Source organism: Streptomyces gamaensis (assembly GCF_042656465.1).
Taxonomy (GTDB): domain Bacteria; phylum Actinomycetota; class Actinomycetes; order Streptomycetales; family Streptomycetaceae; genus Streptomyces; species Streptomyces gamaensis.
On the sequence record NZ_JBHSPB010000014.1, the window covers coordinates 40,355 to 56,624 of the forward strand.

Consider the following 16,270-nt stretch of genomic DNA (forward strand, 5'->3'; position numbering starts at 1 on the left):
TTCCAAGGGGTTCCGTGCGAGGGGGATGCCGTGCCGCTCCGCAGCCGTTCAGTCACCTTCCGGTAGGCGGCCCGAGGCCAGTGACGCGGGAAGCTGCCGTGGCTGCCAGGCCGGCAGCGGGGGCGTCGCGCCCGTGGACCGGCCGTCGCGGCAGTACCCGTCCCGTACGAGCCGGTAGCCCGGCACCTGCACGGCCGCCAGGAGCGTGCCCCAGGCGGCGGCGTTGTCCTCGACGGCCCGGGAGGCCCTGCGCAGTTCCCCGGGGGTGCCGGCAGCGGTCAGCCGCTCGGCGTAGTGCCAGGCGTTGCGCCGCCACAGCACGAGCAGTTGGTGCGCGGTGAGGCGCGCGACGGGGTTCCACCGGGCGTCCGCCGTGGCGAGCAGAGGGTCGTAGTGGCGGGCGATGTCCTGGACGGCGGGCTCGTAGGCGCGGTCCAGGACGGCCTGGGCGCGGTCGAAGTCGCCTCTGCGCGTGGCCCCGCCGGGGGTGACGAGGCCGAGACCGGCCAGGACGTAGGGCATGTCGCGCTGGATGTGCGCGTTCGCGCCCAGCAGCGCGTCCTGCGCGGCATTGGTCTGCCCTGTGCGCGCCGCGGTGAAGGCGATGCGCCAGGCCCGCGGGACCGGGCGCCCGTCGCGGTCGTCCCGGTAGGCGGTCAGGTAGCGGCTGACGAACGCGGCGTCGAGGTCCCGGGCCACCCACGTCGGCTCCGCGAACAACGCGGGACGCTCCCGCAGGGTCTGCCGCAACGCGCCTTGCACGCGCACGTACAGGGCGGCGAAGGGCGCGCGGTGGTCGCAGCCCAGCTCGTCACGGACGGCGGCCAGGGTGTGTTCGAGCCTGCTCACGCAGTCCGGTACGGGGCCCTCGCAGGACACCGTGCCGTCCGCCGGGGCGGCCCCGGCCGTGGTCGGCCCGCCGGCGCACAGGAGGATCACGCCGACCGCCGTCGCGATCGTCTTCACGAGCGTGGGCACGGGCTTGCCTCCGGACGGGACGGCGACGGGCGGCCCTGCTCAACGAGCTTCCGGCTTCCGGGCAACGCGGAGTCGGCTGTGCCGGTGCGCCGATCGGTCCGGGGACGGGCCACCAGTGAACTCGACTCCTGGCTGTTCGCGTGGCGCACCCGCGTCGGGGACGTGGGCAGCGGCGACGCCGCGCGCACGCCGGTCAGGCGGCTTCGCTCAAGTCGGCCGGCAGCGCGGCCCGTACGGCTGCGGCGGCGCCGGCGGCCCGGTTGCGTCTCCGCCGGGCGTCCAGGGAGCCCGGCCCGAAGGCGCTCTCGGTGCGGGCCCGTACAGCGTCCAGGCCGATGCCCAGGGCCCGCAGCGCGGCCGCGTCGTCCTCGTCGAGCGGGCCTGCGGCCGTGAGGGCCTCGCGGCAGGCGGTGGGTGACCCCGAGCGCGGCGACGGCGCGCAGCCCGGCGGCGGGGTCGCAGTCCACGGCGACTTTCCCCGGGACCCCTTGACGGCTGGTCTGGACCTTTCTACGGTCCCCGGCATGGCCCGTCGCAGAACCCGCCTGCCGCTCATCGGCCTCGCCCTCGCGCTCGTCGCCCAGACACTGCTCGCCGCGTCACCCGCCCCGTCCGCACCGCGCGAGGACAGCTGCGCGCTACGGCCGAAGCCCGCCGGCAAGGTGCTCCAGGGGTACTGGGAGAACTGGGACGGCGCCGCCAACGGCGTGCATCCGCCGTTCGGTTGGACGCCCGTCACCGACCCCCGCATCCGCGACCACGGCTACACGGTGGTCAACGCGGCCTTCCCGGTGATCCGTTCCGACGGCACCGCCGTGTGGGAGGACGGGATGGACGCGACCGTCAAGGTCCCCACCCCGGCGGAGATGTGCCGGGCCAAGGCGGCCGGACTGACGGTCCTGATGTCCATCGGAGGTGCTGCGGCCGGCATCGACCTGTCGTCCAGCGCCGTCGCCGACCGCTTCGTCGAGACGCTCGTCCCCATACTGAAGACGTACAACTTCGACGGCATCGACATCGATCTGGAGACGGGCCTCACCGGCAGCGGCGACATCACCGCCCTCTCGCCCTCGCAGGCCAATCTGGAGCGCATCATCGACGGCGTGCTCGACCGTATGCCGCCCGGCTTCGGCCTGACCATGGCCCCGGAGACGGCCTACGTCACCGGGGGCAGCGTGACGTACGGCTCGATCTGGGGCGCTTACCTGCCGATCGTGAAGAAGTACGCGGACAACGGCCGCCTGTGGTGGCTCAACATGCAGTACTACAACGGCAGCATGTACGGCTGCTCCGGCGACTCGTACGCGGCCGGGACGGTCGAGGGGTTCACCGCGCAGACCGACTGCCTCGACAAGGGCCTCGTCGTCCAGGGCACCACGATCAGGGTCCCCTACGAGCAGCAGGCCCCCGGGCTTCCCGCCCAACCCGGCGCCGGGGGCGGCTACATGACGCCCGACCTGGTCGGCCGGGCGTGGAACACCTACGGCGGCCGGCTGAAGGGCCTGATGACCTGGTCGCTCAACTGGGACGGCTCCAAGGGGTGGACGTTCGGCGACAACGTCAAGGCGCTGCAGGGACGTTGACCGCCCGGCGGACCCCGGGCGGCGTACGCCCCCGCCGTGCACCGGCGCGCCGTCACCTGATCGTGCCGGGCGTCGTGCAACAGGCGTCCGGCCGGGCAGTGTCGGGGACGTCCGGCACCGACTCCCGCTCAGGAGGGCCGCTTTGAAGACCGTCCGTCGCGCCGCCACCGTGACCGTCGCGAGCGCACTGCTCATGCTGGGAGGGGTGGCCGCGGCCGCGCCCTCCCCGGCGGATCCGCACACGCTCCCCGCTCCCGTCTCCACCGCTGCCGACAGCGGCGCAGGCGATCACACCGGGTTCCCCGGCTTCCTGCTCGCCGCTGCGGGAGGTCTGCTCGCGTTCCTGCCGGGAGTGGGCTGAGCGGTGCCGGAGGGCCGCGGCAGGGCTGTTCCCGTACGGGCCCGGCCCTGCGCGCCCCCGGCGCCGTACCGGAAGCACGCCCGTAAGAGTCTCTGCGAAAGGCGCGACGGGGCAAGGCGAATAAAATGGACGAGTTCGGTTTTCCGGCCGGAATCGGGAATCGCCCATGGCGTCCGTCTCCCCGCGATGGCCGCGCTCCGTGCGGTTCGTCCCCGGTGTCCTCGTCGCCGCCGGGCTGCTGTGGGACATTCTGGCGCCCGCGCAGTACTGGGGCGATCCGATGCTGGCCGCGGCCTGTGTGGTGGCGGGCTCCCTGCTGTCGCTGCGGCACACCGTCACGATCGGCGTCCTGGTCGTCGCGGGAGTGCTGGCGCTGACCGCCAAGGACGGCTATCTGGGCCATTCCACGGGCTATCTGGAGCTGGTCAACACCGTTTTCGCCGCCCTGATCGGCGTCGGGGTCAACCGTGTGCTCGCCCGTCACGGGCGCCGTCTGGAGATGGTGCGCTCGGTGGCGGAGGCCGCCCAGCGGGCCGTGCTGCCCGTGCCGCCCCCGCGGATCGGCCCGCTGGCCGTCGCCGCCTGTTACCGGGCCGCGCACGCGGAGGCGCAGATCGGCGGCGACGCGTACGCGGTGCAGGGTTCGCCGTACGGCACCCGGGTGCTCATCGCCGACGTGCGCGGCAAGGGGCTGGGCGCGGTGGGCGCGGTGTCGGTGCTGCTCGGGGCGTTCCGCGAGGCGGCGGGCTCGGTCCCCGACCTCATGGGGCTCGCCGACCGGCTGGAGGCGGCGCTGCTGCGGGAGTTCGACGACCGCGTGGAGGAACTGCGGCTGGAGGGCTTCGTCACGGCGCTGCTGGGCGAGTTCTCCCCGGACGCCGGCGAGGTGCGGCTGCTGGACTGCGGCCATCCGGCGGCGTACCTGTGCGACGGCGCCGACGGCCCCCGGGTGCGTGCCCTGCACCCGCGCGACCCCGGTCTGCCGCTGGGCATGAGCGCGCTGGGTGTGCCCCGTCCGGGCCCGGAGCGCTGGCCGTTCGCCGTCGGGGACACCCTGCTGCTGGTCACCGACGGCGTGACCGAGGCCAGGGACGCCTCCGGCGTGTTCTACGACCCGCAGTCGCGGCTGTCGGCTCCGGGGCGGCCGCCGTTCCAGGGGCCGCAGGACGTGATCGACGCCCTGGTCCGCGATGTCGAGCGCTGGACCGCGGGCCCCCGGGACGACGACATGGCCGTGCTGGCGGTCACACGCGAGAGGTGACCGGGCGCACGCCGCCGCCTGCCCGACGACGGCCGCCGGCGGCACACCCGGTCCATGGCCACGACCATCCGTTTAAGTTAGGCTGACCTAACTTTCTTCGGGCCCCGTCCGGGCTCGCCGACGAGGACGGTCTGCATGCAGGAACGGCACTGCCGCCGCACCACGGGAACCGCGCCCACCCGGGACGGACGCGCCCTTTTCTACACGGAGTTCGCCCCTCCCACGGGGGACGGTCCGGCAACGGTCGTCCTGGAGAGCGGTCTTGCGGCGAGCCGCTCGTACTGGGCGCTCGTGCAGCAGGCCGTCGCCGCCTCCGCGCGGGTCGTGGCCTACGACCGCAGCGGGCTCGGGCGCAGCGCCCCCGACCCGCGGCCGCGCCGGCTCCAGCGGCTCGCCGACGATCTGGGCGATCTGCTCGACCACCTGGGCGCGGGGCCGTTCGTCCTGGTCGGCCACAGCTGGGGCGGACTGGTCGTGCGCCTCGCCGCCGCGCGGCGGCCCGAACGGACGGCCGGGCTCGTCCTGCTCGACCCCACCGACGAGTCCTGCGACCTGCTCCTCGATCCGTCGATGCGCCGGCTGGAGAAGGCCGGGGCGGTCGCCGGCCGGGTGCTGGCACGGACCGGGCTGCTGCCCCTGCTCTTCCGCAAGGTGACCACAGCGCTGCCGCCGCAGGCCGCGGCCGAGATGCGCGCGGAGGCGTTCACGGTCGGCGCGATGCGTACCCACCGCGCCGAACAGGCCTCGGTGGGAGCCGACTTGCGTGCCCTGCGCGACAATCCTCCGGAGCTCGGCGGCATCCCGGTCACCGTCGTCTCCGCCACTCGCCGCACGCCGGGCATGAGCGCCCGCGCCCGCGAGGCCATCAACGCCGCCCACGCCTATCGGGCGCGGCAGTCGCCGGCCGGGCGTCACGTCCTCGCGCCGCGCGCGGACCACATCGTGCCGGTGACGGACCCGGCGACCGTCGTCACCGAGATCGAGCGGCTCCTGGGCCCCGTCCCGGACACCCCCTGACTCCCGCGTCGGGTCCGGCTCCACCCTCCCGGGTGCGCGGGGCCGGGAAAACGGTGCGCGGCTCCCCGGTGCTCGGCATCATGAGGAGCATGGACGAGCAGGGCGAAGTCCTCATCGAGGACGAGGCGGGCACCCCGGCCGGCGACGACGACCGCGACGCCGGCTGGCAGGACGACGACGGGTACGAGTGGGACCGGTGACGCCGGTCACCGGCCGGTGGTCAGGACCATCCGGAAGCGGGCGGCGCCGCTGAGCATGCGCTCGAAGGCCTCGCCCACGTCCTCCAGGGGGACGGTCTCGGTCATGGGCCGCACTCCGGTGAGGGCGCTGAAGGCCATGGTGTCCTCGACGTCCTGGGCGGTGCCCGAGGGGTGGCCGTGGACCGTGAGGCCGGCGTTGATCAGCTGGAGCGGGGTGACGGTGAGCGGTTCGGCGGTGGCGCCGAGCACGAGGAGTTCGCCGCAGTGGGCCAGGCCGTCGACGGTGGCGCTCATCGCCTCGGAGCTGGCGGCGGTGGCGAGGACGGCCTTCGCGCCGCCGAGGGCCCGCAGGGCTTCGGCCACGTCGCCGGCCGTGCTGTCGATGTAGTGGCGGGCGCCCAGTTCGCGGGCGAGCGGCTCCTTGTCGGCACCGCGGGCGATGACGGCGGTCTCGAAGCCGAACCGGGCGGCGTACTGCACGCCGAGGTGGCCCAGGCCGCCGAGGCCGAGGACGGCCACCAGGTCGCCGGGGCGGGCGGCGCTGCGCCGCAGCGCGTTGTACGTGGTCACGCCCGCGCAGCCGAGCGGCGCCGCCTCGGTGGCGGACAGCCCGTCGGGGATCCGGGCCGGGGCGGTGGCGGGGGCGAGCATGGCCTCGGCGTAGCCGCCGGGGTAGGACAGGCCGGGGACCTGGAGGGCGGTGCAGTGGATGAAGTCGCCTTCCCGGCAGGGGCGGCAGCGGCCGCACTGGCCGCCGAACCAGCCGACTTCGACGCGGTCGCCCACCTGCCAGCCGGCCGTTCCCTCACCCAGCGCGTCGATGCGGCCGGCCACTTCATGGCCGGTGACCAGCGGGAAGTCGAGCCCCGGGAAGGCGCCCCGGACGATGAGGGCATCGGTGTGGCACACCCCGCACGCCTCGACCGCGATCCGGACCTGTCCCGGGCCCGGCTGCGGCAGTTCGCGCTCGACGAGTTCGAACTTTCGGCCGGGGGACGTCACTTGGGCTGCGCGTACGGAACTCATGGGAAGCCTCCTTCGCGACGGGAGCGACCGCCGGTTCCGGCGTACGGACCCACGACCAGGGTCGCGCAGCACCGGCCGACGGGCACGCGGGGGGCTGTGCGCCCCACTGTCGCGGCGGGCTCCTGACCCCTCGATGAGGTTTTTCCCGCATACAAGCCATAGAAATGGAATATTTTGTCGACAGGAGCGCGCCGAGTCGGAGTGCCGGTCCGGCAGGGCCTAGTGTCGTGGACGAGGCGGGCAGGAGCCGTCCAGCGTCGTCGACGGCTCCTGCCCGCCCTTCCGCTCCGCTGCCGGGACACCGCCCCGGCGGACGGGACGACGGATCCGAGGAAAGCCCGAGCGTGACCGAGACACCCGAACTGGACGGCCTCGACCGGAGGTTGATCGCGTGCCTGCGCGCGGACGGCCGGGCCTCCTTCCGCCGGCTCGCGCAGCGCCTCGCGGTCTCCGAGCAGACCGTGGCCCGCCGCTACCACCGGCTGCGGTCGGCGCATCTGCTGCGCGTCACCGTGCTGCCCGCGCCGCCCGCGATCGGGCGCTCCCCGCTGCTGCTGCGGGTACGGACCGAGGGCTCGGCCGGGCAGGCGGTGGCCGCGCGGCTCGCCCGCCGTCCCGACATCCCCTGGATCGAGACGCTCGCCGGTACCACCGACCTGGTCTTCACCGCTCTGACCCGCCCCGGCACCGAGGACACCGGCCGGCTCCTCGACGGGCTCAGCCGGACGCGCGGGGTCCGCGAGACCGTTCCGTGCCTGCTGCTGCGGCTGTACACCGAGCCGACGGGCAGTCTCGCGGACGGCCCGCTCCTGGACGCCTTCGAGCAGCGTCTGCTGGCCGCCCTGGAGAAGGACGGCCGGGCCGCCTACGGAGAGCTCGCGCCCGTCCTCGGCACGACACCGGCGACGGTGCGCCGGCGCCTGGAGCGGCTGCTGGCCGCCGAGGCGCTGCAGGTCCGTACCGAGGCCGACCTGGCGCTGCTCGGCTTCCCCATCGAGGCCACGCTGTGGCTCGACGTACGGCCCGACGCCCTGGAGGCGGCCGGCAGCGCGCTCGCCGCCCACCCGGAGGTCCGGTTCGCCGCCGCCACGACGGGCCCGTCCAACCTGATGGTCTCCACCTTCCATGCGACGCTCGCCGATCTGTACCGGATGCAGACCGAGACGCTGGGCGGTCTCGACGGTGTCCAGCACGTCGAGATCACGCCGACCGTCCGCGTCGTCAAGCGCCACGGCATCCTGCGCGACGGTCACACGCTCAGGAACTGAGCGGCTGTCAGGTCGCGGGGCCGGTGGGGGTCACTCGGCCAGCGCGACCTCCTTGTGGACGTCGCTGTCCTTGCTGCCGCCGTTGGCCTTGAGGATGGAGGCGCCGAGGGTGCCGGGGTCGCCGACCTTGCCGTCGTGGCCCGTGATGGCCTTGATGATCTGTTCGCTCAGCTTCTTGTCGATGCCGGGGAAGAGGCCGAAGCGCGGCTCGGCCTGCCAGGTGAGCTTCTCGCCGGTGGCCGTCTCCCAGGCGCGGCCCGCGAAGTTGGTGCAGTTCTGGTCCGGGGCGTAGGCCTTGCCGCGCTGCGAGGCGACGAAGTCGAAGAACGCGGTGCGGCCCTGCGCCGTGATCGGCTTGCAGCGGCCGGTGCGGGTCTTGGTGGGGTGGTCCTCCTCGGCGGCGCCGATGGACTTCAGGTGGTCGGCGGGGGTGCCGCGGCTGAACTTGTCGGCCGCGCCGCCGTCCACGTCGTTGCCCCAGTCGTCGGGGTAGTCGACGGCGAGTCCGCCCGGGAAGCTGGTCGCGGGCCACAGCTTCGGGTTGTAGGCGAGGCCGTCCCAGGGGGACTGGAAGGAGTAGGTGCCGACGGTCCCGTCGGGCGCGGTGTAGACGGTCCAGGAGTGGCCGAGGTCGCCGCTGCCCATGATGCCGGCGGCGATGTCGCCGATGCCCTTGGTGGGGTGCTTGAGCTTCTCCTGGGCGATCTGCTTGACGATGCCCTTGACGTCGGCGGGCTCCTGCCGCTCGCTGAAGACGCACAGGGCGCCGCCGTCCCCGGGCCAGAGGTTCTCGGGGCCCTTGATGGCGCCGACGCCGCCGTCGGTGACCACGCCGGCGGACGGGGCCGCGGCCGCGGTGCCGGTGGCGGTCGTACTGACGGTGAGCAGCAGTGCGGCGCAAGCGCCTGCGGAGAGCCAGCCGTTCACACGCACGGTGATGTCCTGTTCTGTGGTGGTTCATCGGCCGGGGACAGCGGGGCGCCGCCCGGCACATTCCAAGATCACCCTACCGCCCGGTAACGACACTGTCCGCACGGCGATTCCACATCATCGGACATCTACCCGTGTAGCAGATGATTCCGAAATCAATCACAACTTTACTGACTTTTGGTGTAGTTGACTCCCTTCTTGCGACAGCCTCATGGGCAACAAGCGGCGACCGCAGCCCCACCGGCAACATGTCCCCGCTCCCCTCCCCCACGGCACGACGGCAAGGCGAAAGGCACGGACCCATGGTGAGAACTCGCATGGCGCGCAACGGCGGACGGCTCCTGGCACTCTCCACTGCGGCCCTGGGCATGGTGGCCGCCATGGCGCTGCCCGCGGCCGCCGACGACCAGCCCACCCGGCAGCAGCTCATGGCCGACTGCGCTTCCGGAAAGGGCAAGTGCAGCTTCAACGACCCGGTGCTCGGCAAGGCGTATCTGGGCGATTTCCGCCGGGTGTCCAATTCGCTCTACAACTGCAGCACTTCACCCGCCACCCAGTCCATGACCTGGTCCGACACGGTCGGTTCCTCGGACACCGCGGGAGTCTCGGTGACGGCCGGCGGGAAAATAGCGGACCTCATCAACCTCAGCGTGACGGCGAGCTACAGCCACACCTGGTCGAGCTCGCACTCGGAGAGCAGTTCCCTCAACATGACCGTGCAGCCCGGCGAGGTCGGCTGGATCTCCCGCGCGCAGGTGATGCAGACCGTCTCGGGCACCTGGCAGACCCACTACGACAGCCCGCAGTGGGGCCACTACTACTGGTACGTGCCGGACACCGTCACCGGCCCCGCCGCGAACGGCACGGACGGGGTCAGCAACGCCGTGGTCGTCAAGACCCGCAAAATGACCGCCTCGGAGAAGGCCTCCTGCGGCACCTCGGCCCGCTCGGGACGCGTCTTCGTCGCCTAGCGCTGTCCCCCTCGACAGGGGCTGACCTGCACCGGACCGCCCACAGGTGGGCCCCTGCCGTCCGCCGCGAGCGCGGGCGGGCAGCGCCGCGAAATGGCTCAATAGTCCCTCTCCCCATGATCCCCGCGGACGGCTAGCGTGCGTCCGCGAGACGGGGGCCGTCGGGCAGAGGGACTCACTGACATGTTCTACAGCGTGTTCAAGTCGGTCGTACTCATACCGCTGTTGCGGTGGCTGTACCGGCCGCGGGTGGAAGGACGGGAATACGTTCCCGACACCGGTGCGGCCATCATCGCGGGAAACCATCTGTCGTTCTCCGACCATTTCCTCATGCCGGTGATGGTCAAGCGCCAGATATCCTTCCTGGCCAAACAGGAATACTTCACCAAACCCGGCCTCACGGGCCGCCTCACCGCGGCGTTCTTCCGCGGCATCAGGGCGATCCCGGTGGACCGCTCCGGCAAGGAGGCCGCACAGGCCGCCGTCGACACGGCCCTGGGCATCCTGGACAAGGGCGAGTTGCTGGGCATCTACCCGGAAGGCACCCGCTCGCACGACGGGCGGCTGTACAAGGGAAAGGTCGGGGTGGCCTCCATGGCGCTCAAGTCGGGTGCGCCCGTCGTCCCCTGCGCCATGATCGGCACCTTCGAGGCACAGCCGGCGGGACGGCTCCTGCCCCGTCTCGTCCCCATCACCATCCGCTTCGGCAAGCCGCTGGACTTCTCCCGCTACCAGGGGCTGGAGGACGAGCGCGCCGTGCTGCGCGCCGTCACGGACGAGATCATGTACGCGATCCTGAAGCTGTCGGAACAGGAGTACGTCGACACCTACGCGGCCGAGGCCAAGGCGGCCCTGCGCGGGGAGACGGCCGCCGACCGCGCGGCCCGTGAATGGGGCACCCGCCCCGCCGCCGACGCCCCGCACCCGTACCCCGACGACGACCGGCCCGCGGCGGCCTGAGCACGGCACACGCACGTGCGGCGTCCCGGCCCGTCGCGGGCCGGGACGCCGCACCGTTCCGCGAGCGGAACCGGGGCCCGGTCAGACGATGGTGAACCCGCCGTCCACGGGCATGACCGCGCCCGTCACGAACGACGAACGGTCGCTGCACAGCCAGGCCGCGGCCTGGGCGATCTCCTCCGGGTCCGCCGTGCGCCCCTGCGGCGTCAGCCGGTGCAGCTCCGGCTCGATCTCCGGGTTCCGCTCGAACCAGCCGGCGATGATCTCGCTGCGCGTCGTCCCCGGCGCCACCGCGTTGACCCGGATCCCGCACGCCGCGTACTCGGCCGCGGCGGCCTTCGTCAGCCCGATCACCGCGTGCTTGGAGGCGATGTACGGCGCGGCGGCCGGGATCGCCTGCAGGCCCGCGACGCTGCTGTTGTTGACGATGGAGCCCCCGGACGGGTTCTCCTTCATCGCCGCGAGCTCGCACCGCAGCAGATTCCACACACCGCGCACATTGGTGTCCATCAGCGCGTCGAAGGCGTCGTCCTTCATCAGGTGCATCGGCTCCTGATCCCAGCCGATGCCCGCGTTGTTGAAGGCCGCGTCCAGCCGGCCGTGCCGCTCCAGCACGAAGTCGACGGCGCGCTGGGCGTCGGCGGAGCTGCGCACGTCCGTCTCCACGTACGCGGCGTCGGTCCCCGCCCCCCGCAGCTCGTCGACGAGTCCGGTGAGACGGTCCACGCGGCGGGCGGCGAGGACCACCGCCGCCCCCTCCCGCGCGAACACCTTCGCGGAGGCCGCACCGATGCCGCTGCTCGCGCCGGTGACCAGAACAACTTTGCCGCACAGAAGACCTTGACGTTCAACCATGGTCAAATCATCCCATCCCGGTACACCGGCCCGGGCACCGGGTTCCCGGTCACCGCGCGGTGGTGGGCGGGGCGTCCTGGCACTCCCGCAGCCGCGCGCGGATGTCGGCGGCGGCTCCCTCCGCGCCGGGCACCTGCTCCCACAGCGCCAGCAGCGAGGGTGCCAGGGGCACGGCCCGCGGACCGCTGTGCTGCCAGCAGTAGTGCGCTCGCTTCAGGGCGGCCAGGGTCTCGGACTCCCGCGCCCCGCCGCGCGCCAGCCGTCCGCGGACCGCCGCCATCCACAGCTCGGCGGCCCGCGCGTGGTCGCCCGCGAGGCGGGCGAGATCGGCGCGCACCTCGGTCCACAGCCCCGCCTCCGGGCTGTCCGGACCGGAACGGCGCAGGGAGTGCTGCTCCCAGGCCGCGGCCATCGCGGCGGCCTCGTTGTGCCGCCCGGCGTGCGCGGCGGCGAGGATCTCCGCGAGTATCCCGTCCCGGGAGGACGGCACCGCCTCCGGCCCGGGCACGCCCTGCTCCGCCGGCACGCGGGCGGGACCGGCGGGACGCGCCGGTACGGACGCCCCGCCGGCCTCCGCCGCCGGTACGCGCGGGGGGCCGCCCTCCCCGTGGTTGGCCAGGACCGGGCCGGGCAGGCCGTACTGCACGGCCAGCATCCTGCCCTCGAACTCCCCCTCGGCCAGGGCCTTTTGGTGCACGGCGCGCACGTCGAGCACGGGACCGGCCGTGGGGTCGCCGGCGCGCAGGCAGTCGAGGAAGGCGCGGGTGTAGGGGCCCGCCTCCTTCGCCGGCTCGGCTCCCGCCTCGGTGATGACGCCGAAGACCGGCACGCCCTCGAAGACGCGTCCGTCCCGCACGGCCTCCGCCGCGTGCGGCCAGACACCGGCGTCGGCCTCGGCGTCGACCATCAGCAGCGCGGGGCCGGCGTGGGCGGACAGCGTCCGGGTCAGCCACGCCCAGGGCAGTCCGGTGTACCGGACCGTGGCGGGGGTGCTCTCGCGCAGGGCGAGATGCAGTCCGCCGCCCCGCCGCGAGGGCACCATCAGCTGCCCGGTCACCCACACCAGCAGCGGGCCCTGCCCGGCCGCGGCGTGCTGCAGATACGCGAGCACGCTCTGCGGCCCCTCCATGGCGGGCAGCTGCACCACGTCGACCGACTCCGCCGCCAGGAAGCGGCGCGGGTTCGCGCCGGCCAGCGCGTGCGCCGTCGGACTCGGCCCCACCCCTTTGCGTCTCCCGGCGACCCCGTCCAGCAGCAGCACACAACCCCGAGCAGAAAGACCCACCACGCCCCTCCCACACGCCCCCGCCGAGCGAGCGCACCCACCGGCCGTCGCCCCGGGCATCGGCATACCCCACGGTCACAGCAGCACTTCACCGCACAGCAACTCTAGAGGCCCACCACCGTGTTCACGGACCGCGCACCCGTCAAGAACCACTCCAGCCGACAAAGCACTCAGGAGTCATCCGTCCCCCATGTCCCCCTATATCATCCCAATCCGCACTCCGTGGGCACGGATTCCCGGCGGACACAGCCGGGCGGCCGGTCAGGAGGGTGCCCTCCTGACCGGCCGCCCGGGAAGATCAGCCCTCCGGCGGGGCCTCGGACCCCATGTGCGGCTGGGCACCGTCCGGCTGGGACTCGGCGGAGCGCATGTGCGGCTGCGCGCCCTGCTGCTGCCGCGGCCTCATGTTCTGCTGCCGGGGCTGGGTGCTCTGCTGCTGCCGGGGCTGCGCGTTCTGCTGCTGCGGCTGCTGGACGCCCTGTTGCTGTTCCGGCGCCGGGCGGCTGACCTCGCGGCACAGCGGAACGGCTCCCGTCGGGGAGACGTGCGCCGCGGACACCCACGTCGTGCGGTCCCGCAGCAGGTACCACGTGTCGTGCGGCCCGATGTTCTGCGCCCGGACCTTGCAGCGCAGCCCGATGCGCTGGCCTCGCGCGAGGACGCCGCGCACCGAGGCGTCCGTGCTCGGGTACGTCCGCTCGTTGACCCCCGATGTGCTGACCACCGTGCCGAACGGCCGCCCCGGGACGACCGGGACCCCGCTACCGGCCTGGGCCGGCGCCACGCCGCTGAGGGCCCCCACAGCGACCCCACCGACGACGCCCCACCGGCCACACGCACGCCACCACGACATACAGATCACTCCCAACCACAGGACCACCAACGGGAGCCCGACCCAACCATTACTGAAAGCGCGTTACTTCCCAACACGCCTCCGACGACCGCGAACCACCCGCACAGCGCACACACGGCCACCCGCACGCCGCATCACGGCAGCGTGCGGGACCACGCGCCGCGCCCGGCCGACGACCGCACCGGGCCGCCAGCCCGTCAGCCCGTCAGCCCGTCAGCCCGTCAGGCCTCAGGCCGTCAGGGGTAGTCCCAGGCGGGGAAGGAGTAGGCGTCCCACAGGGCGCGCTCGTTGTCCCTCGGCGCGCCTTCGACATGCGGCCGCAGATCCCACATCATCGTGGCCCGGTGCGGCGCGCGGTAGGCGGGCCAGCCCGGGGCGCCCGCCCGGGCGAAGGACGTCCAGGCGTCCATCATGGCGTGCGAGAGCCCCGTCAGAGCGGGCCGCTGCGCGGCGACGGTCTCCGGTCCGCGCGGCACCCAGTGCAGGTCGAGGTTGCCGAAGACGAAGGGCATCTCCAACTGGTGCATGGCGCCGAGGTTCTCGGCGTCGGGCGCTCCCTGGACGTAGGGCACATGCCAGTCGAACTGGTACACATGCGCGGGCCGCCAGTGGGACTGCGCCTCGGCGAGCCGCAGCGCGGGGATCCGCATGAACTGATCGGTGAGCATCGCGTTCACCACCCGCCCCTCCTTCAGGCCCGGGCGGTCGGCGGCGTAGATCTCGTACATGCGCTGCTTGCGGTCGGCGAGTACGGGCGGGAACAAACGGTAGGCGTTGAGGGGGAGTTCCAGCGCGCGCGGGTCGAACAGGGCCCAGAAGTCCGTCTCGTTGGTGTTGGTGCCGACCATCACGTCGACAGCACGGGCGCTTCCGGCGGCGATCCGCTCCAGGACCGGGCCCGGCACCAACGCGCCGTCGACATACGGGCCGAAGAAGACGGAGCCCGCGAGTCCGGGGAAAGCCGCCCGGGCCTTCTTCTGGAGCTCCAGGATCTGCCGGGTGCCGAGGCCCCGCAGCTCGGACAGCCGACGGATGCCACCGGCGGTGAAGACCTGCGCGGCGTAGGCCTCGGCGGACCGCCGGGTGCGCACCGCGATGGCGGGGCCGCTCTCGGCGATCGCGCGGCGGAAGAGGCGCTCCGGGTGGTTCCCGGCCAGCAGCGCGTCGATCGAGATGGCGCCCGCCGACTGGCCGAAGACCGTGACGTTGCGCGGGTCCCCGCCGAAGGCGTGGATCTCGTCGCGCACCCAGGTCAGCGCGGCGACCTCGTCACGCAGGCCGTTGTTGCCGGATCCTGTGTAGGCGGGGTCCAGTCCGCCGAGCTCCGTCCAGCCCAGGATGCCGAGCCGGTAATCGGCCGAGACCACGACGGCGTCGCCCCTGGCGGCCAGGTCCGCGCCGTTGTCCAGCGCGTCGCTCGCGGACTCGTAGATGTCCTCGCCGCCGTGCAGGAAGACCATGACGGGCCGGTGGCCACCGGGGCTTCTCGGCGCCCAGACGTTCACGTGCAGGCAGTCCTCGACGCCGCTGCCGTCGCCGTCGGTGAGGTCCTGCGGGCACGGCGGCTTCGCCATGCCGGCCTGCAGAACGCCGCCCCACGGGGCGGCCGGTGCGGGCGGGCGGAAGCGCCGGTCGCCGACGGGCGGTGCCGCGTACGGAAGGCCGAAGTAGGAGCACGTGCGCCCCTGCGCCGCCCCCTGCACCCGGCCCAGCGACGTCGCCGCCCGGCACTCGGCGCCCTCCCGGGCGGCAGCCGTCGGCGCACCGCTCACACCGCCGAGCACCAGCGCGGCCACGACTGCCGCGACAGCGCCGCGCAGCCCCCTGCGCCGTCTGATCCCTGAGAACACACCGATCCGTGCGAACACGCGGATTCCCCCCTCTTGGCATCCTGCCGACCCGCTCTTCGAACCCTTGGACCCAGGATCACGCCCTCGGCTGCCCCACCGCCATCACCCACGCGAGGGTTTTCGTCACTCTCCGTGTTGTCGCCGACGCCTCCGCCGCACCCCCGGCAAGGAATATCCGCATCCGGCCAAGGAGACGTGAAGGTCATCTGTTGTTCACCGCACGCTTCTACCCGCATAGACGACGAGGTGGTGTCATGCCATCAACAACCCGGCACATGCCGGGACTTCAACCCCCCACGTCCCAGGAGTCGCCATGCGACCGTTCATACGCAGCTCCGCGGCCTGTGCCGCGGCCCTCGCGCTCGCCGCCGGCGGGCTCGCCCTCACCACCGGCACCGCCCGCGCCGCGACAGCCTGTTCGCAGTCGCGCCTGCCGCTGCCCGACTCCTCCTGCCAGCCCGGGGCCTACAACCCGGACGTCACGCAGGACACGATCGGCTCAACGATCTGCACCCCCGGCTGGACCAAGACGGTGCGGCCTCCGGCGAGTTACACCAACGCGCTGAAGGTCCGGCAGATCCACGAGTACGGCTACAGCGACACCGACACCGCCGACTACGAGGAGGACCACCTCGTGCCGCTCGAACTCGGCGGTGCGCCCCGCGATCCGAAGAACCTGTGGCCCGAGCCGCGCTACGGCTCGCAGCCGGCCGAGGACAAGGACACCGTCGAGAACCGGCTCAAGCGGGCCGTCTGCGACGGTGACGCGAAGCTGGACGACGCCCGCAGCGCGATCGCCACGGACTGGACCACGGCCCTGGACAAGCTGGGCCTCGGCTGACCTCCCCGCCCGCCGCGCCGCCCTCGCGTCC

16 protein-coding genes are annotated in these 16,270 nt (G+C 73.1%); 8 read left to right on the forward strand and 8 right to left on the reverse strand.

What is annotated here, in order from left to right:
* Window positions 1-48: 48 nt before the first annotated feature.
* Together ACFP1Z_RS22170 and ACFP1Z_RS22175 are read right to left on the reverse strand one after the other, a co-directional pair.
* Window positions 49-978 (reverse strand): DUF5995 family protein, encoded by a 930-nt coding sequence (locus tag ACFP1Z_RS22170; RefSeq protein ID WP_390318650.1) that lies wholly within the window; start codon window positions 976-978, stop codon window positions 49-51.
* A gap of 193 nt (window positions 979-1,171) precedes the next feature.
* A complete protein-coding gene (locus ACFP1Z_RS22175) occupies window positions 1,172-1,504 on the reverse strand; it encodes a hypothetical protein (protein WP_390318652.1) in 333 nt (110 codons plus the stop codon).
* Between ACFP1Z_RS22175 and ACFP1Z_RS22180 the strand changes: the two genes are divergently transcribed.
* The 4 genes from ACFP1Z_RS22180 to ACFP1Z_RS22195 all read left to right on the forward strand — a co-directional run bounded on the left by ACFP1Z_RS22180 (window position 1,503) and on the right by ACFP1Z_RS22195 (window position 5,200).
* Entirely contained in the window at window positions 1,503-2,561 is a 1,059-nt protein-coding gene (locus ACFP1Z_RS22180; protein WP_390318653.1) for a chitinase, read from the forward strand. The genes ACFP1Z_RS22175 and ACFP1Z_RS22180 overlap by 2 nt on opposite strands.
* A gap of 142 nt (window positions 2,562-2,703) precedes the next feature.
* Complete coding sequence (locus ACFP1Z_RS22185) at window positions 2,704-2,922, forward strand: hypothetical protein (RefSeq protein WP_390318655.1); 219 nt, start codon at window positions 2,704-2,706, stop codon at window positions 2,920-2,922.
* A 166-nt stretch (window positions 2,923-3,088) separates the two neighbouring features.
* Entirely contained in the window at window positions 3,089-4,183 is a 1,095-nt protein-coding gene (locus ACFP1Z_RS22190) for a PP2C family protein-serine/threonine phosphatase (protein ID WP_390318658.1), read from the forward strand.
* Between the two features lie 135 nt (window positions 4,184-4,318).
* Window positions 4,319-5,200, forward strand: coding sequence for an alpha/beta fold hydrolase (locus ACFP1Z_RS22195; protein ID WP_390318660.1), 882 nt, complete (start codon window positions 4,319-4,321; stop codon window positions 5,198-5,200).
* A gap of 206 nt (window positions 5,201-5,406) precedes the next feature.
* Here ACFP1Z_RS22195 and ACFP1Z_RS22200 read toward each other — a convergent pair whose 3' ends face one another.
* Entirely contained in the window at window positions 5,407-6,426 is a 1,020-nt protein-coding gene (locus ACFP1Z_RS22200) for an alcohol dehydrogenase (protein ID WP_390318662.1), read from the reverse strand.
* A 344-nt stretch (window positions 6,427-6,770) separates the two neighbouring features.
* On the opposite strand from ACFP1Z_RS22200, the gene ACFP1Z_RS22205 reads away from it, so the two are divergent.
* Window positions 6,771-7,694, forward strand: coding sequence for an Lrp/AsnC family transcriptional regulator (locus ACFP1Z_RS22205; protein ID WP_390318664.1), 924 nt, complete (start codon window positions 6,771-6,773; stop codon window positions 7,692-7,694).
* A 30-nt stretch (window positions 7,695-7,724) separates the two neighbouring features.
* Here ACFP1Z_RS22205 and ACFP1Z_RS22210 read toward each other — a convergent pair whose 3' ends face one another.
* Complete coding sequence (locus ACFP1Z_RS22210) at window positions 7,725-8,627, reverse strand: hypothetical protein (protein WP_390318665.1); 903 nt, start codon at window positions 8,625-8,627, stop codon at window positions 7,725-7,727.
* 299 nt (window positions 8,628-8,926) lie between these two features.
* On the opposite strand from ACFP1Z_RS22210, the gene ACFP1Z_RS22215 reads away from it, so the two are divergent.
* Window positions 8,927-9,595 carry a hypothetical protein gene (locus tag ACFP1Z_RS22215; protein ID WP_390318667.1) on the forward strand — a complete coding sequence of 223 codons (669 nt, stop codon included), beginning with the start codon at window positions 8,927-8,929 and terminating at the stop codon, window positions 9,593-9,595.
* Window positions 9,596-9,778: 183 nt separating this feature from the next.
* Window positions 9,779-10,555 carry a lysophospholipid acyltransferase family protein gene (locus tag ACFP1Z_RS22220; RefSeq protein ID WP_390318668.1) on the forward strand — a complete coding sequence of 259 codons (777 nt, stop codon included), beginning with the start codon at window positions 9,779-9,781 and terminating at the stop codon, window positions 10,553-10,555.
* An 81-nt stretch (window positions 10,556-10,636) separates the two neighbouring features.
* Here the strand turns inward: ACFP1Z_RS22220 and ACFP1Z_RS22225 are convergent, their stop codons facing one another.
* From ACFP1Z_RS22225 to ACFP1Z_RS22240, 4 genes are all read right to left on the reverse strand, one after another.
* Window positions 10,637-11,410: an SDR family NAD(P)-dependent oxidoreductase gene (locus ACFP1Z_RS22225; protein ID WP_390318670.1), complete on the reverse strand. Its 774-nt coding sequence runs from the start codon at window positions 11,408-11,410 to the stop codon at window positions 10,637-10,639.
* Between the two features lie 49 nt (window positions 11,411-11,459).
* The gene (locus ACFP1Z_RS22230; protein ID WP_390318672.1) at window positions 11,460-12,632 is read right to left on the reverse strand and encodes a hypothetical protein; all 1,173 of its coding nucleotides are present in this window, start codon (window positions 12,630-12,632) and stop codon (window positions 11,460-11,462) included.
* 361 nt (window positions 12,633-12,993) lie between these two features.
* Window positions 12,994-13,419 (reverse strand): SH3 domain-containing protein, encoded by a 426-nt coding sequence (locus ACFP1Z_RS22235; RefSeq protein ID WP_390318674.1) that lies wholly within the window; start codon window positions 13,417-13,419, stop codon window positions 12,994-12,996.
* A 365-nt stretch (window positions 13,420-13,784) separates the two neighbouring features.
* Complete coding sequence (locus ACFP1Z_RS22240; protein WP_390318675.1) at window positions 13,785-15,416, reverse strand: carboxylesterase/lipase family protein; 1,632 nt, start codon at window positions 15,414-15,416, stop codon at window positions 13,785-13,787.
* A 295-nt stretch (window positions 15,417-15,711) separates the two neighbouring features.
* On the opposite strand from ACFP1Z_RS22240, the gene ACFP1Z_RS22245 reads away from it, so the two are divergent.
* Window positions 15,712-16,239, forward strand: a complete 528-nt coding sequence (locus tag ACFP1Z_RS22245) for a hypothetical protein (RefSeq protein WP_390318677.1) — start codon at window positions 15,712-15,714, stop codon at window positions 16,237-16,239.
* Window positions 16,240-16,270 lie beyond the last annotated feature (31 nt).

Coding starts and splice junctions, on each gene's coding strand:
- ACFP1Z_RS22180 (WP_390318653.1), top strand. CDS start 1,503: ATGGCCCGTCGCAGAACCCGCCTGCCGCTCATCGGCCTCGCCCTCGCG.
- ACFP1Z_RS22200 (WP_390318662.1), bottom strand. CDS start 6,426: ATGAGTTCCGTACGCGCAGCCCAAGTGACGTCCCCCGGCCGAAAGTTC.
- ACFP1Z_RS22245 (WP_390318677.1), top strand. CDS start 15,712: ATGCGACCGTTCATACGCAGCTCCGCGGCCTGTGCCGCGGCCCTCGCG.
- ACFP1Z_RS22175 (WP_390318652.1), bottom strand. CDS start 1,504: ATGCCGGGGACCGTAGAAAGGTCCAGACCAGCCGTCAAGGGGTCCCGG.
- ACFP1Z_RS22215 (WP_390318667.1), top strand. CDS start 8,927: ATGGTGAGAACTCGCATGGCGCGCAACGGCGGACGGCTCCTGGCACTC.
- ACFP1Z_RS22220 (WP_390318668.1), top strand. CDS start 9,779: ATGTTCTACAGCGTGTTCAAGTCGGTCGTACTCATACCGCTGTTGCGG.
- ACFP1Z_RS22195 (WP_390318660.1), top strand. CDS start 4,319: ATGCAGGAACGGCACTGCCGCCGCACCACGGGAACCGCGCCCACCCGG.
- ACFP1Z_RS22225 (WP_390318670.1), bottom strand. CDS start 11,410: ATGGTTGAACGTCAAGGTCTTCTGTGCGGCAAAGTTGTTCTGGTCACC.
- ACFP1Z_RS22190 (WP_390318658.1), top strand. CDS start 3,089: ATGGCGTCCGTCTCCCCGCGATGGCCGCGCTCCGTGCGGTTCGTCCCC.